Below are 26510 nucleotides of genomic sequence, written 5' to 3'. Positions count from 1 at the left end.
GAGGCACGGAGCAATCTTACTATTATGGGCAGGTTCCCTTTTTTACCGCTTTAGGATTGCTTCGTTCCTCACAATAACAAATGACTCTATATTATTTAACCAATTTACCAAAAGCTGCTAAAAACTCATCAGCATGTGCTTTCGTTAAATTTAGGGCCGGCAATAAACGGATCACATTCGGTTTTGCTTCACCAGTAAAAATATGGTGTGTAAACAATAATTCTTTTTTAACATGTGCCAGTTCTGCAGGTAGCTCAATACCGATCATTAATCCACGTCCACGTACTTCTACCACCTGCTCAAATTTTTTCAATTCGGTAATTAAGTAACTTCCCACTTCTTCTGCATTTTTCATCAGGTTTTCCTGTTGCATCACTTCTAAAACAGCTAAAGCCGCGGCACAAGCTAAATGGTTACCACCGAAAGTTGTACCTAACTCTCCATGCCAAGGTTTAAATTTGGGTGCTATAGAGATTCCCGCTACCGGAAAGCCATTACCCATTCCTTTTGCCATGGTATAAACATCCGCTTCAACCCCGGCGTAATCGTGCGAGTAAAACGATCCTGTACGTCCGTAACCGCATTGTACACTATCTGCAATATAAACCGTATTATATTCATCGCAAAGTGAACGGATTTTTTGCAAGAAACTTTTCGAAGCTTCTTTAATGCCGCCTACACCTTGAATACCTTCAATAATAACAGCCGAAATTTCATTGCCCTGTGCTTTAAAAGTTTCTTCTAAAGCAACCTCATTATTGAAAGGCAAAAAGATTACATTTTCGGTCTGATTAACCGGTGCTACAATTTTAGGATTATCGGTTACGGCAACAGCCAAAGATGTACGTCCGTGGAAAGCGCCTGTAAAAGCAATTACCTTTTTTCTTCCATTGTAAAATGAAGCCAGTTTCAAAGCATTTTCATTTGCCTCAGCTCCAGAATTACATAAAAAGAGTTGAAAGTCTTTTTTACCGGAAACGGTTCCCAATAATTCTGCAAGCTGAACCTGCAAAGGAATTTTTACTGAATTTGAATAAAAACCAACTTTATTTAATTGATCGGTTAAGCGGTTTACATAATGTGGGTTGGTATGCCCGATTGAAATTACAGCATGACCGCCATATAAATCTAAATATTGCTGATCATTAGCATCCCAAACATTACTGCCTGCCGCTTTTGTTATTTCTATATCGTTAAGTGGGTAAACGTCGAATAAGTTCATTTTTTAATAAGGTTAAAGACTAAAGACCAAAGACCAAAGCTTCCTGTCACATTTCATATAGCAGTAAGCCAAAACTCAATAGCATTTAATCTCGGTTATTGTCGAAGGTGTTTAATTAAGCCAATTAACATTGCTTTAACCTCACCTGCCATTTTATAAATTTCTAAATATTTGCTTTCTTCAAGATAATCTAAATCTTTTGCAAGAAAACAAGCATATTCCATTTCTTGGACAGAGCCTAAAGCATTATCAAGAAAGTGGGCAAAATCTTTTTCAGTCCGCCGCCCTGCTCCCTCAACAATATTTAGTGGAACAGAATATGCAGCCCTTTTAACCTGACTTTGCAAATCGTATTTCTCATGAGGAGGAAAAGCAGGTAAAATAACTTTATACACATGTAAAACCATTAGATGTGATTTTTTCCAAACGTCTAATTTTTGATAGTCTCTCATTTGATGTTTTAGTTATTCCTCATGCTACCTTCGCTTTAGACTTTAGTCTTTCAGCTTTGGTCTCTTCTACCTAAAAGTTGGCTGCTTTTAACTTAAGTCCTGCTGTTTCATCCAAGCCGAACATTAAATTCATATTCTGAACCGCTTGTCCGCTGGCACCTTTTAACAGGTTATCAATAATACTGATGATAAATAATTTACCACCGTGTTTTTCTATATGTACCAATGCCTTGTTGGTGTTCACAACCTGTTTTAGATCGATGTTTTTCCGGCTTACATGCGTAAAAGGATGAGCACTATAATATGCTTCGTAAATATTTTGCGCCTCTTCTAAACTCAAATCACTTTCCAGGTACATGGCAGCTAAAATACCTCTTGTAAATGCACCACGCTGTGGGATAAAACTTAAAGTTTCAGAAAGTGATGGTTGCAACTGCAACAAACTCTCGCTAATCTCGTTCAAATGCTGGTGTTCAAATGCCTTATATATGGAAAGATTGTTGTTTCTCCAGCTGAAGTGCGAAGTGGTAGCTAAACTCTGTCCTGCACCGGTTGATCCCGTAGTTGCATTAATATGAACTTCATTCTTGATCAAACCTTTCGATGCCAAAGGCAATAAGCCTAATTGAATACAAGTTGCAAAACAACCAGGGTTTGCAATATTTTTAGCGATTTTAATTTTATCGCGGTTTAGTTCGGGTAATCCATAAACAAAGTCTTTGGTCGAAAAGTTAGCATTTGCATGCAACCTGAAATCCTGCGACAAATCGATAATTTTAATGTTATCGCTAATTGGATTAGCAGCTAAAAACTTCTTCGCATCGCCATGGCCAACACAAAGGAAAAGCACGTCAATATCCTGTGGAATATCGCTTACAAACTTTAGATCTGTATCGCCTATTAAATCAGTGTGTACATCAGAAATTAAGTTCCCGGCATTGCTTGTACTGTTTACAAAAGCAATTTCAACATTTGGGTGGTTAACCAAAATACGCAACATTTCACCCCCAGTGTAACCCGCACCGCCAATTATTCCTGCTTTAATTTTCATATTTAAAAAGGTTTAGGGTTTGAGGCCTAAGGTTTAAGGTTTAAATGCTAATGCAGCTTCAAACCTTAAACCCTCTACCTTCTACCTTTGAGGCTATGCCTCGTTATTTACTTTATGCCAGATCATTACCTGATTACCAAATATTTTAGAGAAACCTTTAACGTCTTCTCCGCTCCAGGCGTTATTCATTTCGCCATAACTGCCAAATTTATTACTCATTAAATCATGGTTTGATTCAATTCCGATAACCTGGAAACGATATGGTAACAACTCTACAAATACTTTACCGCTCACAAATTTTTGCGTATCGGTTAAAAAAGCCTCAATATTCCGCATAATTGGATCGTGGAACTGACCTTCGTGCAACCAATTGCCATAGAAAGACGATAGTTGTTCTTTCCAGCTTAACTGCCATTTGGTTAAGGTGTGTTTTTCTAGCGTATGGTGTGCTTTGATAATGATAATGGGGCCAGCTGCCTCAAAACCTACGCGACCTTTAATACCAATAATGGTATCACCAACGTGGATATCTCTACCGATACCAAAAGGCTGAGCGATTGCCTGTAATTTTTGGATTGCCCTAACAGGTGCTAATTTTTCACCATCAATAGCAACAAGTTCACCTTTTTCGAAGGTTAACTCTACCCTACGCGATTCTGTTTCCGAAACCTGGGTTGGCCAGGCGCTTTCTGGTAAGGTTTCGTGAGAAGTTAAAGTTTCCTTTCCTCCTACCGAAGTTCCCCATAAACCTTTATTGATTGAGTATCTTGCTTTTTCTGCACTATATTCTACACCATGTTGTGCTAAATATTCTATTTCCGCCTCGCGGGATAATTTTAAATCTCTAATCGGAGTAATGATTTCAACCTCTGGAATAAGGATATTAAAGATCATATCGAAACGTACCTGATCGTTACCTGCACCGGTACTTCCATGGGCTACGTAATCTGCACCAATTTTTTTCACGTAGTTGGCAATAGCTGTTGCCTGACTAACACGCTCTGCACTTACCGATAATGGATAAGTAGCATTTTTTAATACGTTACCAAAAACCAGGTACTTAATGCATCCTTCATAGTAACTTTCAGTTTCATCTACAACAGCATGCGATTTTACGCCTAAAGCATATGCTCTTTTCTCAATTTCCTGCAACTCTTCATCAGAAAAACCACCAGTATTTACAATTACTGAATGAACTTCTAATCCACGATCTTGTGCCAGGTAAATACAACAAAATGAGGTATCTAAGCCTCCGCTAAATGCTAAAACAACTTTTTTCATGCTATTTAAATAAAAAGGTAAATAAAAATAAAAGGGCTTTTAAGCCATTTTTTGGCTTAGGTTTAACAACTAAACGCTGTTTAATGCGCATAAAGCGCTCGTATAATTTGGGTTTCTTTTGCAGTTCTTCGGCAAATTGCTTGGCTACCTCATGTTTCTTCTCCGCCGGATCGTAAAGCATAGCTGTACACATGCAGTTTTTGCGTTCCTTCATTTTTAAAATTTCGAAGTTTACGCAACTTTGGCAGCCTTTCCAAAACTCTTCATCCTGAGTAAGTTCGCTGTAGGTTACAGGTTCGTAGCCTAAATCTGAATTGATTTTCATTACGGCCAAACCTGTTGTTAAACCAAATATTTTTGCCTTTGGGTACAACTTTCTCGATAAACCGAAAATTTCATTTTTGATGGCTTTTGCTAATCCCGCTTTGCGGTATTTAGGACTTACTACTAAACCACTATTGGCCACAAACTGTCCGTGGCTCCAGGTTTCTATATAGCAAAATCCTGCCCAAGAGCCATCATTATGGAAAGCAATAACCGATTTGCCTTCTTGCATTTTATTAGAAATATATTCCGGCGAACGCTTAGCAATCCCTGTTCCACGAGCTTTTGCCGATTCTGCCATTTCGGTTACTATTTCTTCTGCAAATACACGATGTTCAGGAAGTGCGACCTGCACTATAAATTCGTTAATATCCATTCGTTTTCTAACGAAAAATTATAAGTATTCTTGTTAATTGGGTTTTTAGAGAGGATCAATTCCTCGTTACGTTTAGTATAGGTACTAAATACGTGGAGTGAAATTTTGCCGGCTTGTGGGATAATAAAACACGGGCTGAAAATGATTAATAAACATACCTTTTCCAGACACATTTTGTGCTGTGGAAACAGAAAGTTTATATAAAATTTGTTTAATCATTTCTTGCGTATTAAAACGGCTTTAACTCTATTGAGGTGCAAAGGTTTAAATAAAAATCGAGTTACACAATAATATCATCATTTTTTTATGTTAAGCTTTCGATTTTATTGAACTAATCTGACTTAAACAAGTATTGAGGCCACTTATAAATTTATAAAAAATTCGAGTATCGTGCATTTCAGTTATAGATTCTTTTGCCAATTTTAACATTGTTAAAAAAACGCAACAAACTTTAACATCTGCTTAACATCATTTAACATCCCGTAATACGGTTTAAACTCAATATTTGTATGTCTGTAGCGAATGCGATCTGGCTATCGTTTTATGGATACTCCTTAAATATTAAATCAAATTTTAACCGTATGAAGAATTTTACGCCATTTCATTTCAAATCGATCCCTTTATTTGTTCTAATTGCTTTTACCGCATTAACTTCATGTAAAAAAACCGAAACTGCAGATCCCAACATATCTTATTTAAGGGTAATCAATGCATCACCTTCTTTGGCTACCTACAATGCTTACTTTAATGGCAGCATGGTTAATTCGGCAGCTTTACCATTTGGAGGCTCTGCTGCTTATCTTTCTTATGCCGCAGGCGCTTACAGTTTAAAATTTACGACGGCCAGTAGCACAGAGAGTTTGCTAACCAAAACCGTTACTTTAAATGCAAGTACTTATTACTCTTCTTATTTAATTAATAAGCCTGCTGCACTAGACGTTTATACCATTGGCGATGATCTTTCTATTCCATCAACAGATAAAGCTTACATCCGCTTTATCAATTTATCACCTGATGCACCGGCTTTAGACTTGGCCAAAACGAGCGCAACGACCATGCTGGTTACCAATAAAGCCTATAAAAGTGCGAGTGGTTTTATTGCTGTAGATGCAGGAACTTACACCTTGGATGCGAAAGAAACTTCATCGGGAACAATCAAAGCGACTTCTGCCAGCACCAGCTTTACAGCGGGTTATCACTATGACATTATTTGTGGTGGTTTGGTAACACCTGCAAATGAAACCGAACGCCCTTTAAGTTTACAGGTTATATTGATCAAATAAAAAAGGCTTTTGCGTTTGCCCCTCATAAAAAACGGCAATTTTCGATATGAAAATTGCCGTTTTTTGATTGTATTGAAAATGAATATATCTTCCTATTAAGGAAATGGTATTATTTTCTATTTTTTGGTTACGTCAGTAAATTTCACCTGTATAACATAAGTTCCTTCAAGCTTTAATTGCCACGACCATCTTGGATTTACGGAGAAGGTACCAAGTGATGCAGGAAAACCATCTACCGTTACAAACTGACTTGGAATTCTATAGTACATCAAAAAGCCCCAATCGGTAGTTGGTGTAACGTATTTGGTAAGTGGGAAAGGCGCTACTTCAAAATCGCAGATCATGGCTGTATCAGTTTTGATCACTGGGTTAAACTTTGCGTAGTTTTCAAAAACTGGCCGATCACCTCTTTGTATGATTTCACCAGCTTTAGGGTTAAAAACCTTTCCGTTTTTATCCACCATTTTTAAAATAGCCCTTGCGCCTTGGTTAGAAATTTTTGTACAGGTAATGATCGGATTTTTCATTGGGGTTGCTACACCGGTAACATCATGAAAAGCATTCGAAACGTTATCGGTAATAACAAACAAATCATCTTTTTCCGGATCTACCACATTTATGGTAGCCAATTTTGGAAAAAGTTTTGTACCTGTAACATTCGTCATTTCTACATCAAAAACATATCTACCCAAGGGCAAATTAGCTGATGCCCTGTTAAACGTTAACTGACCACTGTTCTCATTAAAGTACATGGGCAACCTTTTTACCAGTTCTCTTTTCTTATTCAGCAATTCAACGGTTACATCAGTTTCAGGATCAAAACTTGTTCCCTCCTTAAATACCAGAATTTCATATTCTTTAGAAAACTCTGCCGGTGCCGGAGAGCCATCTTCTTTTCTTAAGTTTACCAATTTATAGGTATATGGCGGCGTAGACCCATCGGCATTGATTCTGTCAGACTGGAAGAGTATTAATCCTCTTTTGGCATAGATATCGTTGTCTTTATATCGAATGCCGTTACTTAAAAAACCCTTTTCGATTTTTGTGCAGGCATACATACTTAATAAAAATAGTATGCCCAAAATATATTTTATCTTCATAATTGAAATATTTATGGCTTAATTACCTAGCGATTGTCCGTTAAAAAACAAGCGGTGATTTCCGTTTAAAACATGGATAATTCCGGTTCTGGTGATAATACCAGAAGTTTGCACGTCTACCCCTTTGTCTTTCTGATCATCCGGTATGGCATTCAAATCAGGCTCTTTATCATCTCGCGTACCAATCACCTTGGTATAGGTAACGTAATCTACGTAATTTAAATACTGTGAGTATTCGAAAGAACGCCGAAATTTTATTAAATACTGAACATTTGGAATTGCACCTAATAAACTATTGTAAAGTTTACCTCCCAAGGTAATCTGATCCCTGTTTATCTTGCCTGTAAACAGATAGGTTTTTAATGAATCGCTAAGCTCCTGAGATGGAAGATCCTTAATTCCGAAATCAAAATTTTCATTCCCGGTCTGAAGACTCTTCTGGTATTTTTTAGCTTTTACATAATCGGCAATGCCATAGTTCGTGGTCGCAAACAAAGTGATATCTCCATTTACGGCATCTTTTAAACCAGCCTTATCAATCACTTTAACCAAGGAATCAAAATTTCTGTTGGATTTTAAATAATCATAAGTGGTCATATCCACATAGGCATTGCTCGGCCCCCCATCTCGCTTATAGTCGTCTTTTTTACATGCCGATAAGGCTAATAAAAAAATAGCTATGTATATTAGAATATTATTTTTCATATCTTTTAATCTAAGAATCAACTTATTTTACACTTTACCCAACCAGTATGTGGTTTGCTTTAACAATGGATTATTCCTGAATAAAGCAGGGTCTACCGGCCAATAATAGCCCTCTTTTCTAAATCGCTCTACCGGGAGCCACTCTACCACATTGCTATACTTCCTGGTTCTTAACAAATCGTAAAACAGGTGCCCTTCTAAAAACATTTCTTTCGAACGTTCTGTAATGTATTCGTCCATCACTTCATCTCTAGATAAAACAGCATCTACCAGTACCGGATTAGGGTCATTCCTTTTCCTGAAGGTATTGATAATGTTAATAGCAGTAGGGACATCTCCTTTATATAGCGCAATTTCTGCTTTTAGTAACATCATATCAGCTAATCTGAATATGATAATGTTATTGCTTAAATAGGGATTTAACTTTTGACCAGGATTCCTGTAAATTACATTGCTATATTTTATACACATCGGCTTATCAGGCAAGGTTACATCAAATCCTTTTTTATACCTGATATCGGTATCTGTGTAAAAATTATTGAAATAACTCGGTACTACGTAGTATCTAGGGTTATTACCGTAGCCTTTAACATAAGTTTCATTAAGGAAATTACCGCCAACAGAACTATTTGAACCCTCCAAGGTATTTTCACTCACGTTGATCTCAAAAATACCTTCTGTAGAACGGCCTATAAAGGTATTTTTATAATTTGCAGTATCAGTTAATGCATAACCTCCACGACTAATTAAAGTATTAATCGTAGTATCCGCACTATTTACATCAACCAGATTAGGTGCATCTGTAGCCACATTGGACATCGTTGCTCTCCACAAATATAAATGTGCTAAGAGCGCATAGGTTGAGCCCTTGTTTGCGGTTACTTTAGCATCACCACTATTGGCATACGTCCAGCCCAACAAATTAATAGCTTTGTGACAATCATCCTCAATAAGCTTCATCACTTCTGCTTTTGGTGTTCTTGGAAGCTGGGGTGCATTAAGCGGATCTTCGTATGCTTGGGTAACTACTGGTACATCACCCCAAACCCTTACCATCATAAAATAACTCAAAGCCCTTAAAAAATAAGCCTGTCCTAAAGTATTGTTTTTAAATTCGGTTGGGTCATCCTCCGTAGATAACTGGGAATTGGTCATCGCACCTACCTTCGACAATATTAGATTAGACATCGCTATGCTTTTGTAATAAAGCGTATAATTTGCCAAAGAGTTTAAGTTATACTGAAAGGTAAAATCACCGTTTTGTATTCCTTCAAGCCCATCACCCGTATATTGTATGGTAAAATAATTTTTGGCAATGGCATCACCATACATGTAATACCGGTTGCTTTTATCGGTAATGGCATTGCGGAGTAAGGCGTAATTACCTGCCATGGCACTTCTCACGTCTTTAGAATTTTTCCAAAATGTTTGTTCGTAAGGTGCATCCTTCGGTTCTTCGTAAAGTAATTTTTTACAGGCACTTGTGGTTACTATAATGAGGATAGTAATTAATATGCTGAGTTTTTTAATTATATTTTTCATGTTAATGCTATTAAAATTGAACTTGAAGACCTAAGGTGTATTTTTTTGGAATCGGATACCCATTTCCATTATACTCTCCATAACCATTTACAGCTTCTGCATCTGGCAGTTTTTTTGATTGTTGGAACATGTGTACATTATCCATCATAGCAAACACTTTAAACTGGCTTAAGCCCCATTTGCTTAAAGTTTTTGCGCCCAAATCGTATCCAAGGGTAATATTTTTTATCCTTAAATAACCACCTTTTTCTAAGAAAAATGTTTGTGCCCCAGTATAATAATAACGATAAGTACCTAAATCGTATTTAGCATATTCCGCATTATCGCCTGGGTTTCTCCAAATATTCAATCTGTCTAGATCAGGAGTAGAGAAGCTTGCAAAATTAGCTACAGCGTTACCATCCTGCGAATTGGCAAAACGATCTGAATCAAATAGATTCAATACATCTCTTTTGAAGGTGAAGTTTGCAAAAATACTAAGTGAGAAATTCTTATAGTTAAAGGTGTTGGTCCAGCCTCCTGTAAAGCGAGGGTTTGGATCGCCGATCGGCATTTTATCTGGGTTAATTCCATCATTAAAAATATCAACAAAGTAATCACCATCTAAATCGGCCAGATAGAAATCTCCTTCGTTAAATGTTCCATTACTATTTCTATAACGCTCGCCGGTAAATGGGTTTTGTGGAATATTTCCAGTTCGTGAGAATACACCTTTTGTTTGATACAGATAAAAAGCATTAATAGGGCTACCAACCGATAAAATATGTGTTTTATCAAACCGATCGCCACTTAAAATAATATCCCTGCCACCATTTGGTAAACTCATGATCTGATTTTTGTTGTAAGAAATATTGAATGAAGTATTCCATCTAACCACTTTACTGATCGGAGTTGCATTAAAAGTTAACTCCATACCCGAATTACGTACTGAAAAGGCATTGGTATAGGCAACATCGTAACCAGAAGTAGCAGGTAGATCTACGTTGAATAATTTATCCTTCACTTCTTTGTTATATACATCAAATGTTAAGGCATATTTTCCATTTTGGATTTCGATATCCGTACCAATATTCCATTGGGTAGATTTTTCCCAGCTCAGGTCTTTTTGCGCTACCCCATTTCTAAAATTTGGTGTAATAACCGTAACACCGTTATAGGAAGTAGAACCACCATTGCCGGAAAAACCACCATTATTAACCAGGTAATTGTTATATTGTACGTAAGAATTATTTAAATCTTCATTACCGGTAGCACCATAACTTCCCCTAATTTTAACTAATGTAAAAGGGTTATTAGTGATGTTTTTCATGAAATTTTCTTCAGATAATATCCAGCCCAGTGATATGGAAGGAAAAACCCCATACTTATTATTTTCACCAAAACCTGATGAACCATCGGTTCTAATCGTTCCAGATAACAGATATTTTTCTGCATAGTCATAGTTAAACCTTCCATAATAAGCAATTAATCCATGTGCTTTGTACTGAGAGAAGGCAAAGATGTTGGCTTGCTGAAATCCCGTTACCACTTGAATGTTATCAGATGCACCACCATAGCCTCCCGCTTGTGTATTTTGATACTGGTTATATTCAATATCCTGGCCCACTACCGCACTGAAATTGTGTTTACCAAGCTTACCGTTATAATTTAAGTAGTTAGAAGTTCTCAGGTTCACATTAGTAGAAGAAAAACTAGTCGCACTATTTCCAGAACCATTGTTTAGCAAGCTACTCAGACTGGCATCCCGACGTGCATTATCAGCCTTATAAGATGATTGAGAATTCAATGTAAAGTTTTTACTAAACTCATAAGATAAATTCAGGTTTATACTAAACTGATTACTGATATTCTTGTCCAGGTTCTCACTACTAGGGTTCACAAAAAAGTCGAGCTTTTCTGGCGATAAGTTGATCAGCGAAGAAGGTAAATTGCCAGACCCTATTTTTGTAGGCTTGGAAGGATCGTTAGGATCCTCGTTGCCCCTTGCACGATCAGCTCTCGAATAAAAAAATTGTGGATTGATCATCAACTTTTTATTTAATGCTCTCGAGGTTAAGTTAAGTCTACCACTATAGCGTTTAAAACCAGTTCCTTTTACAACGCCTTCTTCATTATAATAGCCGCCACTAAAACGGTAAGTCATGCCATTGTCTGAACCACCGCTTAAACTGAGATTGTTATCGTTAATTCTACCTACCTGATAAAACAGATCCTGCCAATCGGTATTTCCGTTGAAAGCTGGATTTAAACTATCGGTAAGTATATATGGCAGTTGTCTTCTCTGGTCGTAATTGAGCTGACGCTGCAGTACTTCCATTTTTTGCCTGCGTTCTGTACTACCAATGGTTGCTTCGCGTAAATTTGGGCGCTGTACGAGCCCAAAATAGGTACTTAGGTTGACCTTAGTATCACCACTAACGCCTTTTTTGGTGGTAATTAGGATTACCCCGTTTGCTGCACGAGAACCATAAATGGCTGCAGCAGAGGCATCTTTTAACACATCAATAGACTCAATGTCATTAGGGTTGATACCGGCTAGATAGTTGGTACCCGTACCTGTACCAGGTGGCACAAAATCGTCAGAAGATTGAGGCACCCCATCTACCACATATAATGGCGATCTGATCACATTAAACTGATCGTAACTACTACTTGCTGTAGAGTTACCACGTACCGAAACAGTAGGTGCTACCCCTGGCTGACCTGTAAAGTTTTGAACATTTACACCGGCAAGCCTACCCTGCAATAGTTGATCGAAGCTTGCAGCCGGTAAATTTGCCAGCTCTTTACCTGAAATACTGGAAATAGAAGCCGTAGATTTTTTCCTGGTTATTTTCTGATAACCAATAAGTACCACCTCATCCAGCGTCTTATTGTCATCTTGCAGGGAAAAGTTTATGGTACCGCTTGCCGTAATTGTTTTTTCAACGGTAACGAAACCAACTATCCTGGCAACCAGCACAGCTTTATCGCTCTGTACAGCGATTACGAACTTACCTTCGCTGTTGGTGGAAGTACCATTTTTTGTCCCTTTTTCTAAGATAGACACCCCGGGGATGGGTTTGTCATTCTGATCTAAAACGGTTCCTTTAATTGTTTTCTGCGCAAAAGCGAGCCAGGGAATGAGTAAATAAAAGAATGTTGCCGTCAAAAATTTCACATAGCAATGTCTTGTAGAAGTTTTTTCCATTGATGATTAGTTAGTTTGGTTTGATTACAAACTAAAAGTATCAACATTTTTACTTCGATTTTAATTTATTTTTAATCAAAAGGAACCATATTTTAACCTAAAAATTGACCTAAATGCCACATTTTGTTTTACAAAAACCGACATTTGTAATTGATAATGCACCAATAGCTGCTCAAAACAGCGTATTTTGCCAAATTGCCTCATGTTTCTTGATCATAGCCCAATTAAATTCGAAAAAAACCTCCCAGAAGTTTAGTTGAAAAAATTTCTATAAACTTAGATTTTAGCGCAACTAAAACGTTAAAGTTATTTACCCCCTTCATTCCCAATCTGTATTAAAAATACAAATTTACAGGCATCAATCACTGCTATTTAGAATAATTCAAAATAATTTGGATAATAAGATTTTCTGCCGTTATTTTGCAGCAGTTTAGAATTAATCCAAATAAATATTATCATGCTTAAAATCAGACTTTTCTGTATAACGTTTTTTTTAACTTTTACCAGTCTACTCTCCTTTGCGCAACAGTTTTCGACCATAAGCGGCACAGTTACCACTTCTGATGGTAAACCTGCCGCTTACATTTCGGTTGGTTTAAAAGGAAAAGGCTTGGGGAATGTAACCAACGAAAAAGGTATTTTCGAAATCCAGAGAGTTAAACCAGGATCTTATACCTTAAGGGTATCGGCTGTTGGTATCCAAAACATAGAAAAACCAATAGTTATTACTGCTGGAGAGCATAAAACTGTTGATTTTGTAATCAATCAAAATTCAAATCAGCTTAATGAAGTAAATATTAACCAGGGCGTAAATAAGTATATCGCTAAGAAAAGTGAATTCGTTTCAAAAATGCCCCTAAATAATTTGGAAAACCCTCAGGTATATACCACGATTACGAAAGAAACAATGGCCGATCAGCTTGTATTTTCGGTTGATGATGCTGCCCGCAATGCGACAGGCGTTCAAAAAATGTGGGAATCAACTTCGCGCGGTGGCGATGGTGGTGCTTATTACGCATCAAGAGGCTTTATTGTACAGGCTAAACTCAGAAATGGAATTGCTGGTAACGTAACCGGCCGCAACGATGCAGCTAACTTAGAAAATGTAGAGTTTATTAAAGGCCCATCTGCTACCTTATTCGGTAGTACATTAACCTCATATGGTGGCTTAATCAACCGCATCACCAAAAAACCTTTCGAAGGAATGGGAGGCGCGGTAAGCTTTTCGACAGGCAGCTACGATTTTAACCGGGTTAGTACCGATTTCAATTTTCCTGTTGATAAAGATAACCACATTTATGCCCGCTTAAATACTTCTTACAATTACAAAGGTTCTTTCCAGGAGAATGTTTACGACAAAGGTTTCTTCATTGCGCCTAGCCTGTCGTATAAAGTAAACGATAAATTAGACTTTGTTTTTGATGCCGAAATTGCCAACGGTACAAGCACCCTAAAACCATTCGTTTTCTTCTATTTCCCTGTAAAAGACCTTGGTTTTGATCGTGCGGATCAATCTGGAATAGCTTACGACAAATCCTTCACCGCTGATGCGATGAAGCAAAAATACAATAGCTCAAACTTTTTCGGGCAGGCCAATTATAAGTTTAACGAAAACTGGTCGTCTCACACCAGCTTTTCAAGCAACTATAGTTTCTCTAACGGCCGTGGTACGTATTTGTTCTTAGTTCCAAACAACTATCCTCCACTGGGCAACCCAACGGCTGCACCAGGTGCCGATTTAATATCAAGAGCAGATCAATCAACTGATAACAGTAAGGTTTTTACTTACGAGGTACAACAAAATTTCAATGGCACTTTTAACTTAGGTTCGGTAAAAAACAGAATGGTTTTAGGCTTGGATTATTTACGACAAAACTCCGACCAGTTATTTTATTCGATCGATACTTTTGATCTGACCAATAAAGATGGAAGCGGTGCTAACTACAATAACTTCACCGAACATAATTTAGCGGCATTTTATGCAGCACTTCCTAGTGTTCCTAAATATCCGTATAACTTCAAAACCAATACATACAGTGCTTATGTTTCTGATGTGATTAATTTAACAGATAGGTTAATCGCCTTAGCTGCATTGAGAGTAGACAGGTTTGACAATAAAGGTAATTCCGATCGTGCAGGCTCGGCACCAAAAGGTGCGTACAAACAAACTGTTTTTTCGCCAAAATTTGGCTTGGTATTTCAGCCTATTAAAGATCAGCTATCATTATTTACCAATTACCAGAACGGCTTTAACAACTTAAACGGTATAGATTATCAAGGTAATGCTTTTAAACCAGAGCAAGCAAACCAAATTGAAGGTGGCATTAAAACAAACCTATTTAATGGCAAGTTAACAGGATCTGTATCTTACTATTACATTAAAGTTAAAGATATTGTTAGGGGTTATAACGGAGATCCATCAAATCCAAATGCACAAATCCAGGATGGTAATAAAACCAGCAAAGGTATAGAAGCCGAAATTATTGCAAACCCGGTTAACGGTTTAAATATTATTGCAGGTTTCGCTTATAACGATAACCATTTAGAAAATGCATCGCCAGATGTAGAAGGCAGAAGAGATGCTTATTCGGCAGCGCCTTATTCAGCAAATTTATGGATCAGTTATAAATTCGCTACAGGATCACTTAAAGGTTTTGGATTAGGTGCCGGCGGTAATTATGCCAGCGACAATAAAATTGTAAACAGCGTTAGCCAGGGCGTATTTATATTACCTGCTTACGAGGTTTTTAACGCATCAGTATTTTATGATCATCATAGATTTAGACTTGGTGTTAAAGCAGACAATTTTACCAATCAAAAATACTGGACAGGTTACAGCACCATGAACCCTCAGGACCTGAGAACCTTCACTGGAAGTGTTACTTACAAATTTTAATTAAATCAATCGGGAGCAATTGGATCAGATCAATTTCTCCTGGTTTTAAAACCCAACCCAGAAAACATGAAAACTAAAATCTCATTATTATTTTTCGTTCTAATCTTTAGCATTTCGAGCGCATTTGCGCATGCTTTATGGATAGAAACGGCCTCAACAGGCAAAAAAGGACAAGCACAGGAGGTAAAAGTCTTCTTCGGAGAATACGAGAGTAACGAACCAGATTCTGCAGCAAAATGGTTTAGCAACTTAAAAGAATTTAAGCTGGCTTTAATTGCTCCAGATGGAACAACCAGGGTTTTACCAACTACTGCTGATGTACGTTTCTTCAAAGCCAGTTTCACACCGGATCAAGAAGGCACCTATAAACTTTCTGTGGTACATGAAGTTGCGGCGGTTTATGAAAAAGCTAAAATTGAATATTATGCTTTTGCAGATGTTGCCGTAGGGAACGCAAAAATAAACACCAGTTTTCCGGCAGCTGCGGCATTAACCATCAGACCAGATAAACACGCTTTAACCGTTGGAGAAACTTCAGTTCATCAGGTAATTTATAACGCAGTGCCTTTTGCAAAACAAAAGTTAACCGTTGTAAATACTGATCGAAAAGCACAACCTACTGAAACAGATGTGGAAGGAAAATTCACTTTCAAACCAGAGAAAAAAGGAAATTATTTTCTGGAAGCTTTTACTGAAGATAAAACGCCAGGAAAATTAAATGGAAAAGACTACGATAAAGTTTGGCATTTGGTAACTTATACTACTGAAGTTAAATAGTCGAATTTTTATAAAAATTTAAAGCCAATTAGTCTTAAAAAAGGCTAATTGGTTCTTTTATTCATACAGCTTTGCTAATGGCACTAACAGAAACATCAACCAAATCAAAAAACAAGAAATCGCGTTTAAGGCGGATAAGCGACTGGCTGCACTTATGGCTGGGCATCGCATCTGGTTTAATCGTACTGATGTTGGGCATTACAGGTTGTATTTATGTTTTTCAAAAAGAAATTACCGAACTCATTCGCCGCAAGGAGATTTTTGTAGAGGTTCCATCAAATCCTAAAACCCTACCCTTAAGTGTACTAAAGGCCAATGCCGAAAAAGCACTGGGGAATAAAAAGAAAATCACCTTTGTTTCTGCTTATAAAGCACCAGGAAGGGCATGGGAACTTGGCGTTTATAAACCTGGCGACCCTAAGGCATTCTGGTATTTCGATTCTATCGATTATTATGATGTTGTGCTGATTAACCCTTATACTGGAAAAGTAACTTTAGTTGCCGATTATAAATATGAGTTTTTTGGTGTAGTTAAAATGATCCATTGGAGTTTGTTGATCAATCATCCCATTGGCCAGCAGATTATCGGATGGTCTACCTTCATTTTTGTATTTCTCCTCATTTCTGGAATGGTGATGTGGTGGCCTAAAAACCTCAAAAAATCAAACTTCGATAAGAGCTTTAAAGTAAAATGGAAGGCCAAGTTTAAACGCATTAATTACGACATGCACAATGTGCTGGGTTTTTATGCAATGCTGATCTGCCTAATGCTGGCCTTAACCGGTCTGGTTTGGGCATTTCAATGGTTCCAAACCACGGTTTACGTAGTAGCCTCGGGAAGTACCACAGCGCCAAAAACGGTAGAAGTTAAATCAGATTCGACCAAAACCATTACTGCAATTCCTTTCGATATTGCTTTTGAGCAAGCCAGAAAAATATTTAAAAATGAAGATCGCATTGCCATGTCGCCTGCCAATGGCGGTTCGGCAACCATTTACGCCACAGGATACCGGGGCAAAGAAACGTTTTGGAATTACGACGTACTTCAGTTCGATCAGTACTCGGGCAAGTTATTGCACAGAGCAAACCAGTCTGAGAAAAATGGGGGAGAAACGTTAATCGGTATGAATTACGATATCCACGTAGGGGCTATTTTAGGATTAACCGGAAAAATAATGGCCTCTTTTGTCAGTTTAATTGCAGCAAGCTTACCCATAACCGGATTCATTATCTGGTGGGGAAAAGGAAAAAAGAAAAAAAATACCGCAGTGGCGGAAAGCTAAACACACCCTAATTAATAATAAAAATGAAATTTTTAAACCTAATTTTAGTATTAACCGGTTTGATTACCCTTAATACTGATGCGCAAACAAAAGTTGACTCTCCGGAAGAAAAACTAGAAAAGGATAGAAAAGCAATAAAATCATTGGCTGGTTTTTATGAAGTGAACTTCAACTATGGTGAAGTTACCGCTCCAGATCCAAACTACAAGTTCAGTAAGCCTTATGAAAGTCATGGCAACGAATGGGCAGAGATTATCATTGATGAACCTAAAAGAATTGTAATTCAACACATGTTGGCCATTAATGATACCACTGTTATTAAACACTGGCGCCAGGATTGGACGTATGAAGACACCAATATTATACTTTATACCGAAGGTAATGCATGGAAAAAAGGCAATTTAACGCCAGCCGATGTAAAAGGAAAATGGACGCAAAAAGTTTATCAGGTAGATGATAGTCCACGTTACCAGGGTTATGGAACATGGAGCCATGTTGGTGGTCACGATTCTTGGTCGAGCGAAACCGATTCTCCATTACCAAGAAGAGAATCTACTGTGCGTAAAGATTACAATGTATTAAACCGTGGCAGCAGAATTACCATTACTAAAAATGGTTGGATGTTTGAGCAGGACAATAAAAAAATAGTGCGTTCTGCCGATGGCGATAAACTTTTAGCTGTTGAAAAAGGTTATGAGGAGTTTACGAAAATAGACCCTAAAACTTTCGCATATGCACAAAAATGGTGGGCAAGCCAACACACCTACTGGGCAGATGTTCGTGGTGTTTGGGCTGACATTATTGGTTCGCAAAGTACCTTTAAGGTTCAGACAATGGCAAATGGCAAATTGCTTTACGAAACACTTTTTAACCTGGGTGATCAATCTATTAAAGAAAAATGGACAGCAAGCCAGAACAAAGAAAAAATTAAAACAGCTTTAAAGCCTTATTTGGTAAAGTAAAATAATTGTTTACATAGTGAATGGTTGATGGTTAATGGCAATGGCTTGTTAACTGTCGACCATTTTTTGTTAAACGATGTCGCATAACTTGGGTGTATCGATAATATTATTATGAAATCAAAGTCTGGCGCACTTCGGTTGGTAAAGTCATGCTATCGCTGCAAGTCCTCACTCGTGCCTCGTTCCGGCCTTTACGCTTTATCAGGTTTATTTAACTTGGGTCTGTAGTTCTTTGGATTATAGACCAAACGTAATATTAGTCGAGATTTGCAATTTCGGTTGGATGAATTGTGGATTTGTAATCCACCTAAGAGATTAAAAATCCTTAACTCCAAGATCGGGATTACAAATCCCGATCAACAACTACATTATTTTACTAAATTTCGGGATGAAAAAATTTGGCTTCATCATCTTCCTGTTTTTAGCAATCAATACTTTTGCGCAAGATTCTACCTATACCAGAAATGTAGTAAATACCCTTACTTCAAAAGAATTTTGGGGCAGAGGTTATACCAAAGACGGGATGAAAAAATCTGCGGATTACCTAGCAGAAGCTTATCAAAAAATCGGTTTGTTGCCAATGGGTCAATCTTATAAGCAGACATTTAATTTCCCTGTAAATACATTTCCAGGAAAAATGATGGTGGCAATAAATGGTCAAAAACTTATCCCTGGTAAAGATTTCATTGTAAACAATGAGAGCCCCAGCGTTAAACAAAAGGAAAATTTAACCGAGGTGGATAGTCTTAATTATCAGGCTTCTCCATCGTTAAAGGTTTTATTAAAAGACAAATTAACCTGGTCTGTAGCTACAGAAGTTGGTGATATAACAACGATCCAGCTTAACAAAAAGAATTTTACAGCAACACCAAAAGAAATTAATGTTGATATTGAAAACAAATTTATTCCGAACTTTGAGGCAGCTAACATTTGCGGTTTAGTTAAGGGTACTAAATTTCCTGATTCCATTTTAATCATTACAGCGCATTACGATCATTTGGGTGGAATGGGTGCTGACACTTATTTCCCCGGCGCAAATGACAATGCCGCTGGCGTAGCTACATTATTAAGTTTGGCCAAATATTATGCCGCCAATCCCCAGCCCTACTCAATTGGTTTTATCTGTTTCGCAGGCGAAGAAGCTGGGCTGTTGGGATCGAGGTTTTTTGTAGAAAACCCTTTAATTCCTTTAAGCAAGATTAAATTCCTAATCAACTTAGATTTGGTTGGAACCGGTGAAGCCGGCATGACGGTAGTTAATGCATCCGTTTATCCTAAAGCATTTGCGCTGCTAAACGCAATCAATAACCAAAATCATTACATCTCGAAAATAAACTCCAGAGGTAAAGCAGCCAACAGCGATCACTATTTCTTTACCGAAAAAGGCGTTCCGGCATTCTTCATCTATACCCAGGGTGGTCCGTCTGCCTACCACGATATATTCGATAAACCTGAAACATTGCCGCTTACCGAGTATAAAGATCTGTTTAAATTAATTGTTGGTTTTAATCAAAAACTGATGGAATAACATTGTTTAGACGAAAGCTTTAAGTCGCCATTACAAACTTTTAATTATGAACACTGAGCCGTTGAAATCCCTTTTTTCTCCAGCTCCTCTTTTTAGCATTATGTAATTTTTTCGTTTAGTATTTGCAAAAATACTTTTAGGCAACTACTTTTACCTAAAAGATTAGTTGTTTTGATTTGGTTCAACGTTTAGTCAGCCTGTACGCCTTATAACGAACCAAGCCAGATTTTTAGTCTATCACATTTTTTATACCGTTCATCACATTTATCTGTACCGTAAAAACATAGCGCCTAATTTTAGCTTGCTTATTTAAAATATACATGAAGAAACTCTTACTTTCAATCGCCTTTACCTTAGCTATTTTTAATTTATTTGCACAAAAAAACGGAAGCATTACCGGAATTTTAGCCGATAGTGCCAATCACAAAACCACCTTAAATTACTCAACGGTTTCAGTATATAAAGTTGGCGATAGCATATTGAGCACTTATAAATTATCGGATGACAAAGGCGTTTTTAAAATCAATGGCTTAACCATAGGCGTAAGATACCGTTTAGTGGTAACCGCATGGCAGTATGGAACATATCGGAAAGAGGTTGAACTAACTGCAGCCAATCCCACCTTAAATTTGGGCACTCTCTATCTTTCCGTTAAAGCAAACGACCTAAACGAGGTTGTAATTTCGGGAGAAAGGCCACCTGTAATTGTACGTAAAGATACTATTGAATTCAATGCAGAATCCTTTAAAACCCTCCCATCAGCGGTGGTAGAAGATCTGTTAAAAAAGCTTCCAGGCGTTGCTATTGCAGCCGATGGCGCTATACAGGTTAACGGTAAAACAGTTAGTAAAATTTTAGTAGACGGAAAAGAGTTTTTTGGTGGCGACCAGCAGATTGCGACTAAAAATCTACCCGCTAATATTATAGATAAGGTGCAGGTGGTTGATGATAAACAAGCCAAAAGACGTGATCCGGATTTAACGGCAGCAGAAATCCCACAGATTATCAATTTAAAATTGAAAAAAGCCATTAAAAAAGGAGCTTTTGGCAAACTGTATGCTGGTGGAGGTTTAAAAGACCTGTATCAGGCCGGCGGATTAATGAATTTCTTTAGAGATACTACACAGGTAAGTATATTGGCTTATGGCAACAACATCAATCAGCCAGGCTTTAACCCCAATGATGTGCAACGGATAGGTGGATTTAGCAGAAGCGGTGTAAACTCCATGATGATGACCTCAGGAGGTTATTTTGAGTTCAACGGTATTAATTTTGGCGGAAGTTATAATGGCGTTCAGGCTTCATCGGGTGGTGGTTTTAATTTTAACACTTTAACCAAAAAAGGGATCAAAATTAATACTCAATATTTCTTCGGCCGATCGGATAACCTTCTGGAGAAACTTACCAATACCAACCAAACATTAGGTACTGACAGATTGATTACCAACGCCAGTGAAAATACCAATTCTCTTATTCTAAAACACAATATTGGTGGAAAATTAGATTGGCAAATCGACTCTTTAACACAACTGACCATAGAGCCGGCAATTGTGCTCAGCTCCAACAATTCGGTGAGTAAGGTTTCCTCAAGCAACAATAATGCGAATAATCAGCTCATTAATACCCTCAAAAATTTGAATGACCTCAATACTTCGAGCAACAAATATCAGTTGAGGGCCGATTTTAGTAAGGATTTTAAAAAGGCAGGAAGATCTTTCAATATCGGAGCCGATATTTCTGCAACCCCCAACCCAATTATCAATTACAACAGGAGTAGTAGTATTTTTTACCTTACGCCATCTACTTCAGAAGTTGATCAGTTAAGGAATAATACCATTGATAATTTCAGGTCTTACTTCTATGGCAATTATACCGAACCAATTAGCAAAAAACTAAATTTTAAAGCAGATGTAAGCGGAAACATCATCAATAACGAAAATGCATTAAGCACTTTTTACCGCAATCCGGCTAACCAGCTGTACGATATTGTTGTGCCAGATTTATCGCAAACTGTTAAACAGGCCGGTTTTAAAACCAATACAAACATCAGTCTGGGATACAAAGTAACCAAAGATCTTTACCTTCAACCGGGATTGGTACACAACTACATTTCGTTAAACAACCGCTTTACCAATACCGTTGATATTAATCAGCGTTATAATTTTATATGGCCAACCTTCCAATTAAAATATAAAATATTCCGCTTTAATTATTCTGCCCGTTTTACAGAGCCTGATGTAAGTTATCTTCAGCCTGTGGCCAACAATACCAATGCATTTTACATCAGAAATGGAAACCCAAATTTATTACCTGCCCGTATGCAGAATTTAAGCATGAATATGTATAAATATGACCCTAAGAGCATGATTAATTATAATTTATACGGTTATGGCAGTTTCACAAAAAATGGCGTTGTTAACACTATCACCATAAATAACGGAGTTCAAACGATTAATCCCGTTAACAAAAATGGCATCTATAATTTTAGCGGAGGGGCCAATATTTCGAAAGATTTCAAAAAAGATAAAACAAGTTTAAAAGTAGGTTTAGGCTTCTGGGCCAATTTTGATCATAGTCCAGTTATTGTGAATAATATTGAGAGCGATGCAAATGTGTTTTATGTAGGGCCTAATGGGAGTATCAGGTTAAACCTAAACGATAAGGTAGAAATTAACCAGTCGTATTCGGTAAACCTGAATCGCAGTAGGTACGAGGATAGCTATTACACTAACATTAGCTACAATACCCATCAAAGCACATCCGAACTGATTATCCGTTATCCCAAAAAACTGGTTTTCGAAACCAGTTATGCTTTAACCATCAATGATCAAAAAATCGCCGGATATAACAATAACATCAAATTCTGGAATGCCGCTCTTACTTACCTTTTCATGAAAAACGACAGGGCGCAATTAAAATTCTCGGTGAATGATATTTTGCAGAGCAATGTCCGTAGGAACATCCAGATTACGGGCAATAGCGTTATCGATACACAGAGTAATAACCTGGGTAGATATGGCATGCTTACCCTTACTTATAATATCCAAAACTTCGGCCAAAAAGTTGGCGGCAGACAAACGTTTTTTAATTTTTAATCCCGTGGTCTGTGTCTTCACAGACCACAGTAAAAACTCTTGGCTTGAAACCCTTCATAATTGTCTGTGGAGACACAGACCATGGAAATGATTTATCATTACAAAAACATTTCCGCAAGCAACTCGTAAGATTTTATCCGATCTTCAAAATGCTCGGTAATGGTAACTGCCATCAGTTCATTAACATCATAATCGGCAGCCAATTTGGTAAGCCGCTCTTTAATCACCGCAGGGGTACCGTAAATCATTCGTGGCTTATTTGCGTTAATCCGTTCCTGCTCTGCAGCGTTATAGCTGATATCCTTAATATCGTTCCAACCTACAGCACTTAAACCTCCACCCTTTTCTAGCTGGAGAAAACGGTAAGCCATTAAAGCCTCCTGTTGTTTTACCTTTTCTTCATCTTCTGAGCAGAAAACAAAAAGCGCCACGTTTTCAACGGGTTTTGCCAAATCAACCGAAGGCTTAAAATGTTCCCTGTAGTATCGAACAGCCTGTGGCCCTCCATGCGGATTAATAAAATGCGCAAAAGAAAAGCCCATTCCAAAGTGGGCCGAAAATAAGGCACTTTGCCCGCTGCTGCTCAAAAGCCATTGTTGCGGAACAGTTTCAGCAATGGGAATGGCTTTTATTTTGGCCTGGATACCCCCATCAGAGGTATCATGCAAGTAATGTTGCAGCTCACGCAGTTGTTCTACAAAATCCTGCTCACTCCAATTGTTTGATGGATTAAGCATCGAAGCCGTAATGCGGTCGGTACCTGGTGCGCGGCCCATGCCCAGATCAATCCGGCTGGGATGCATCACCTCCAGCAAACGAAAACTTTCTGCAACCTTTAACGCACTATGGTTAGGCAGCATAATACCGCCAGAACCTAACCTTAAAGTTTTGGTATGATTGGCCAAATGGGCAATTAAGATTTCGGGCGTTGAACCCGCTAAACTGGTGGTATTGTGATGTTCTGAAACCCAGAAACGGTGATATCCCAATCTTTCGGTTTCTTGTGCTAGTATAGTGGTTTCCTCAATGGCACGACGGGCGGTAACACCCTTGCGAACCGGCGATTGATCTAACACACTTAGTTTAATTTTCGTATTGCTCATATTCGTATCCAACAAATTTATGAGCCTGCTTATTTAAAACGTGAGTTCGAAAAGCTTTATGACTTTTAGATTATTGCGCCAAAGTCAATTTGACCAAATACTGATCTTCGCCATCGTCAAAAATCAATTCAGCATTCCATCCTGTCTCTTTAGCAATCTGTTTAATGGTTTCTTCATCTATATAAATCCAATTAAACCAATTGCCTTTTTCGCCCTTATATTCATATTGATAAGATACCTCGCCATAGTATTGGTTTTGCGGTTTCGGCATATCTTCGTATAAGTAAGCAATATCAGAAGAATCGAAAATTACCTGTCCATCGGGATTGATGAGTTCTTTTAGCTTGATCAGAAAATTCTTAAAACCAGGCAAAGTTCCGGTTAAACCGATGCCGTTCATGAGCATGATAATCGTATCGAATTTTTCCTGATAGGTAAAAACATCTTGTATGAATGCTTTTTTCACACCACGGTCTTTCATAATATCAACAGCTGCTTCGGAAATATCAATAGCTGTTACATCGATATTAAAAGCCTGTAAAAGTAAAGCATGACTGCCAACACCGGCACCAATATCCAATACTTTCCCACTGCACATATGTAATGCCTGAAGTTCTAATACGGGCATATCTTCATCATCACGAAAGAAGAATTCTAAAGGCATTTCTTCTGGCTCGCCATACGAATTGTGTAACCAAAGCGTATCAGCCTCGCCGGTTCTATAAATATCTGTTAACGCTTTACCAAAAACATCCATGTGGACAAAGATAGGGAGGAAAGCTGAAAGACTAAAGCTTAAAGAAAATGAGGAATCAAAAAACCAGATTACAAATCTGGAGAATAAAGGTCCGGATTACAAATCCAGACCTGCACCTCAAAATTATTCAATCTCAAATACCTGATGATATTCGGGAATAGCCACATGTTTAAAACCTGCATCTTTCAATCTGCTGGCAAAATGCTGCTGTACTTCATATTCTCCATGTACCAAAAACAGCTGTTTTACTTTAGCCGGATCCTGACCTGATAAAAAACGCAGTAAATCTTCATAATCGCCATGTGCGCTCATCGATTTTATCGATCGCACTTCGGCTTTAACTTCATATTCATCACGGAAAATTTCAACTACTTTTTGTCCGGAAATTAATTTACCGCCAAGCGAGTTAGGTTCACAATAGCCCACCATTAAAATGGTGTTTTTCTGATTATTAATATTGTTCCTGATGTGATGCTTAACCCGACCAGCCTCTGCCATACCCGACGCTGAAATAATTACACATGGCCTGGGATCGGCATTTAAAGCTTTCGATTCTTCTACACTTTCGATAAAACGCAGGCCTTTAAAACCAAATATATCATGATCTACCTTTAAAATCTCTTTAACCCCATTATTATAAACTTCAGGGTGGTTTTTAAGAATTTCAGTCGCTTTTGATGATAGTGGACTATCTACATAATAAGGTACATCAGGCAATTTACCTTTTAATTCTAAGCCATTTAAAGCATAAAGTAACTCCTGGGTACGGCCCACAGCAAAGGCAGGAATAATTACTTTGCCCTTTTTTATTTTGCAGGTATGATTAATGATCTCTAAAAGCATGTTTTCGATCGGATCGAGATCTTTATGCAGCGAATCGCCATAAGTTGATTCCATTAAGATATAATCGGCCTGATCAAACTGCTGCGGACTTTTTAAAAGCAGGTCGCCATAACGGCCAACATCGCCAGAAAAGGTAATCCGTGTAGGTTTTCCTTCTTCTGTAATGGTAAGATGTACCGCAGCACTGCCTAAAATATGGCCTGCATCAGTAAACCTTAACCGAATTCCCGCCTCAATCTCGAAATCTTCTTCATACTCCACAATCTTCATCTGACTAAGCGTTTTGGTAACGTCTTCATCGGTGTAAAGCGGTTCTTCCATTTCTTCGCCTTCGCGCAGATGGCGGTTAGAAAATTCTGCGTCCTGCATCTGGATTTTGGCAGAATCCATCATTAAAATTCGGGCCAGATCCATAGTTGCCGAAGTACAGAAAATCTTACCTTCAAATCCTTCTGCAACCAATTTGGGCAATAAGCCACAATGATCTATATGTGCATGTGATAAAACCAGGTAAGTAACCTTTTTGGCGTCGAAACCAAAAAAGTCGTTTAATTTATCGGTAACATGGCCCATTCCCTGGAATAAGCCACAATCTAATAATATCTGGGTACCGTTTTTTAAGGTAATAAGGTGCTTACTCCCCGTAACAGTACGGGCGGCACCATGAAAAGCAATGTTCATCAAGATGGTGGTTAGAAAATATATAGAATAAAAATGCCGGATATTTCCGGCACTTCCAA

The 26510-nt window shown here is 37.9% G+C and carries 19 protein-coding genes; 7 read left to right on the top strand and 12 right to left on the bottom strand.

Going from position 1 to position 26510, the window contains the following annotated elements:
• Window positions 1-91 precede the first annotated feature (91 nt).
• From LQ227_RS10710 to LQ227_RS10690, 5 genes are all read right to left on the bottom strand, one after another.
• Window positions 92-1222, bottom strand: a complete 1131-nt coding sequence (locus LQ227_RS10710; RefSeq protein WP_230149320.1) for an aspartate aminotransferase family protein — start codon at window positions 1220-1222, stop codon at window positions 92-94.
• Window positions 1223-1317: 95 nt separating this feature from the next.
• Window positions 1318-1674 carry a four helix bundle protein gene (locus tag LQ227_RS10705; RefSeq protein ID WP_230149318.1) on the bottom strand — a complete coding sequence of 119 codons (357 nt, stop codon included), beginning with the start codon at window positions 1672-1674 and terminating at the stop codon, window positions 1318-1320.
• A 70-nt stretch (window positions 1675-1744) separates the two neighbouring features.
• Window positions 1745-2725 (bottom strand): N-acetyl-gamma-glutamyl-phosphate reductase, encoded by a 981-nt coding sequence (argC, locus tag LQ227_RS10700; RefSeq protein WP_230144363.1) that lies wholly within the window; start codon window positions 2723-2725, stop codon window positions 1745-1747.
• Window positions 2726-2818: 93 nt separating this feature from the next.
• On the bottom strand, window positions 2819-4006 hold the full coding sequence (gene argG, locus LQ227_RS10695) for an argininosuccinate synthase (protein WP_230144362.1): 1188 nt from the start codon (window positions 4004-4006) through the stop codon (window positions 2819-2821).
• Window position 4007: 1 nt separating this feature from the next.
• Entirely contained in the window at window positions 4008-4706 is a 699-nt protein-coding gene (locus LQ227_RS10690) for a GNAT family N-acetyltransferase (RefSeq protein ID WP_230144361.1), read from the bottom strand.
• A 509-nt stretch (window positions 4707-5215) separates the two neighbouring features.
• Here LQ227_RS10690 and LQ227_RS10685 point away from each other — a divergent pair.
• Complete coding sequence (locus tag LQ227_RS10685; protein WP_230144360.1) at window positions 5216-5989, top strand: DUF4397 domain-containing protein; 774 nt, start codon at window positions 5216-5218, stop codon at window positions 5987-5989.
• A gap of 116 nt (window positions 5990-6105) precedes the next feature.
• Here LQ227_RS10685 and LQ227_RS10680 read toward each other — a convergent pair whose 3' ends face one another.
• From LQ227_RS10680 to LQ227_RS10665, 4 genes are read right to left on the bottom strand one after another with little or no spacing between them, the layout of a single operon-like run.
• The gene (locus tag LQ227_RS10680) at window positions 6106-7089 is read right to left on the bottom strand and encodes a DUF5007 domain-containing protein (protein ID WP_230144359.1); all 984 of its coding nucleotides are present in this window, start codon (window positions 7087-7089) and stop codon (window positions 6106-6108) included.
• 18 nt (window positions 7090-7107) lie between these two features.
• Entirely contained in the window at window positions 7108-7794 is a 687-nt protein-coding gene (locus tag LQ227_RS10675; protein ID WP_230144358.1) for a hypothetical protein, read from the bottom strand.
• Window positions 7795-7821: 27 nt separating this feature from the next.
• Complete coding sequence (locus LQ227_RS10670) at window positions 7822-9336, bottom strand: RagB/SusD family nutrient uptake outer membrane protein (RefSeq protein WP_230144357.1); 1515 nt, start codon at window positions 9334-9336, stop codon at window positions 7822-7824.
• 10 nt (window positions 9337-9346) lie between these two features.
• Window positions 9347-12526 (bottom strand): SusC/RagA family TonB-linked outer membrane protein, encoded by a 3180-nt coding sequence (locus tag LQ227_RS10665; RefSeq protein ID WP_230144356.1) that lies wholly within the window; start codon window positions 12524-12526, stop codon window positions 9347-9349.
• A gap of 457 nt (window positions 12527-12983) precedes the next feature.
• Between LQ227_RS10665 and LQ227_RS10660 the strand changes: the two genes are divergently transcribed.
• The 6 genes from LQ227_RS10660 to LQ227_RS10635 all read left to right on the top strand — a co-directional run bounded on the left by LQ227_RS10660 (window position 12984) and on the right by LQ227_RS10635 (window position 23067).
• Complete coding sequence (locus LQ227_RS10660; protein ID WP_230149315.1) at window positions 12984-15422, top strand: TonB-dependent receptor; 2439 nt, start codon at window positions 12984-12986, stop codon at window positions 15420-15422.
• Between the two features lie 66 nt (window positions 15423-15488).
• Window positions 15489-16199, top strand: coding sequence for a DUF4198 domain-containing protein (locus tag LQ227_RS10655; RefSeq protein WP_230144354.1), 711 nt, complete (start codon window positions 15489-15491; stop codon window positions 16197-16199).
• A 77-nt stretch (window positions 16200-16276) separates the two neighbouring features.
• On the top strand, window positions 16277-17482 hold the full coding sequence (locus LQ227_RS10650; protein WP_230149313.1) for a PepSY domain-containing protein: 1206 nt from the start codon (window positions 16277-16279) through the stop codon (window positions 17480-17482).
• A 23-nt stretch (window positions 17483-17505) separates the two neighbouring features.
• A complete protein-coding gene (locus LQ227_RS10645; protein WP_230149311.1) occupies window positions 17506-18444 on the top strand; it encodes a DUF6607 family protein in 939 nt (312 codons plus the stop codon).
• A gap of 388 nt (window positions 18445-18832) precedes the next feature.
• Complete coding sequence (locus LQ227_RS10640) at window positions 18833-19972, top strand: M28 family metallopeptidase (RefSeq protein WP_230144351.1); 1140 nt, start codon at window positions 18833-18835, stop codon at window positions 19970-19972.
• Window positions 19973-20292: 320 nt separating this feature from the next.
• Window positions 20293-23067 (top strand): outer membrane beta-barrel protein, encoded by a 2775-nt coding sequence (locus LQ227_RS10635; RefSeq protein WP_230144350.1) that lies wholly within the window; start codon window positions 20293-20295, stop codon window positions 23065-23067.
• A gap of 98 nt (window positions 23068-23165) precedes the next feature.
• Here the strand turns inward: LQ227_RS10635 and LQ227_RS10630 are convergent, their stop codons facing one another.
• The 3 genes from LQ227_RS10630 to LQ227_RS10620 all read right to left on the bottom strand — a co-directional run bounded on the left by LQ227_RS10630 (window position 23166) and on the right by LQ227_RS10620 (window position 26451).
• Entirely contained in the window at window positions 23166-24170 is a 1005-nt protein-coding gene (locus tag LQ227_RS10630) for an LLM class flavin-dependent oxidoreductase (RefSeq protein ID WP_230144349.1), read from the bottom strand.
• Window positions 24171-24240: 70 nt separating this feature from the next.
• On the bottom strand, window positions 24241-24927 hold the full coding sequence (locus tag LQ227_RS10625; RefSeq protein WP_230149309.1) for a class I SAM-dependent methyltransferase: 687 nt from the start codon (window positions 24925-24927) through the stop codon (window positions 24241-24243).
• A gap of 123 nt (window positions 24928-25050) precedes the next feature.
• Complete coding sequence (locus LQ227_RS10620; RefSeq protein ID WP_230149306.1) at window positions 25051-26451, bottom strand: MBL fold metallo-hydrolase RNA specificity domain-containing protein; 1401 nt, start codon at window positions 26449-26451, stop codon at window positions 25051-25053.
• Between the last annotated feature and the right edge of the window lie 59 nt (window positions 26452-26510).

Origin of the sequence: Pedobacter sp. Bi27 (assembly GCF_918698255.1) — a bacterium.
Lineage (GTDB): Bacteria > Bacteroidota > Bacteroidia > Sphingobacteriales > Sphingobacteriaceae > Pedobacter.
Note: the sequence above shows the minus strand (reverse complement) of the source record. Positions and strands in the feature narration are given on the sequence as shown.

Excerpts from the sequence above, each read along its gene's own strand:
- LQ227_RS10710 (WP_230149320.1), bottom strand. The coding sequence starts at position 1,222 with ATGAACTTATTCGACGTTTACCCACTTAACGATATAGAAATAACAAAA.
- LQ227_RS10705 (WP_230149318.1), bottom strand. The coding sequence starts at position 1,674 with ATGAGAGACTATCAAAAATTAGACGTTTGGAAAAAATCACATCTAATG.
- argC (WP_230144363.1), bottom strand. The coding sequence starts at position 2,725 with ATGAAAATTAAAGCAGGAATAATTGGCGGTGCGGGTTACACTGGGGGT.
- argG (WP_230144362.1), bottom strand. The coding sequence starts at position 4,006 with ATGAAAAAAGTTGTTTTAGCATTTAGCGGAGGCTTAGATACCTCATTT.
- LQ227_RS10690 (WP_230144361.1), bottom strand. The coding sequence starts at position 4,706 with ATGGATATTAACGAATTTATAGTGCAGGTCGCACTTCCTGAACATCGT.
- LQ227_RS10685 (WP_230144360.1), top strand. The coding sequence starts at position 5,216 with ATGTCTGTAGCGAATGCGATCTGGCTATCGTTTTATGGATACTCCTTA.
- LQ227_RS10680 (WP_230144359.1), bottom strand. The coding sequence starts at position 7,089 with ATGAAGATAAAATATATTTTGGGCATACTATTTTTATTAAGTATGTAT.
- LQ227_RS10675 (WP_230144358.1), bottom strand. The coding sequence starts at position 7,794 with ATGAAAAATAATATTCTAATATACATAGCTATTTTTTTATTAGCCTTA.
- LQ227_RS10670 (WP_230144357.1), bottom strand. The coding sequence starts at position 9,336 with ATGAAAAATATAATTAAAAAACTCAGCATATTAATTACTATCCTCATT.
- LQ227_RS10665 (WP_230144356.1), bottom strand. The coding sequence starts at position 12,526 with ATGGAAAAAACTTCTACAAGACATTGCTATGTGAAATTTTTGACGGCA.
- LQ227_RS10660 (WP_230149315.1), top strand. The coding sequence starts at position 12,984 with ATGCTTAAAATCAGACTTTTCTGTATAACGTTTTTTTTAACTTTTACC.
- LQ227_RS10655 (WP_230144354.1), top strand. The coding sequence starts at position 15,489 with ATGAAAACTAAAATCTCATTATTATTTTTCGTTCTAATCTTTAGCATT.
- LQ227_RS10650 (WP_230149313.1), top strand. The coding sequence starts at position 16,277 with ATGGCACTAACAGAAACATCAACCAAATCAAAAAACAAGAAATCGCGT.
- LQ227_RS10645 (WP_230149311.1), top strand. The coding sequence starts at position 17,506 with ATGAAATTTTTAAACCTAATTTTAGTATTAACCGGTTTGATTACCCTT.
- LQ227_RS10640 (WP_230144351.1), top strand. The coding sequence starts at position 18,833 with ATGAAAAAATTTGGCTTCATCATCTTCCTGTTTTTAGCAATCAATACT.
- LQ227_RS10635 (WP_230144350.1), top strand. The coding sequence starts at position 20,293 with ATGAAGAAACTCTTACTTTCAATCGCCTTTACCTTAGCTATTTTTAAT.
- LQ227_RS10630 (WP_230144349.1), bottom strand. The coding sequence starts at position 24,170 with ATGAGCAATACGAAAATTAAACTAAGTGTGTTAGATCAATCGCCGGTT.
- LQ227_RS10625 (WP_230149309.1), bottom strand. The coding sequence starts at position 24,927 with ATGGATGTTTTTGGTAAAGCGTTAACAGATATTTATAGAACCGGCGAG.
- LQ227_RS10620 (WP_230149306.1), bottom strand. The coding sequence starts at position 26,451 with ATGAACATTGCTTTTCATGGTGCCGCCCGTACTGTTACGGGGAGTAAG.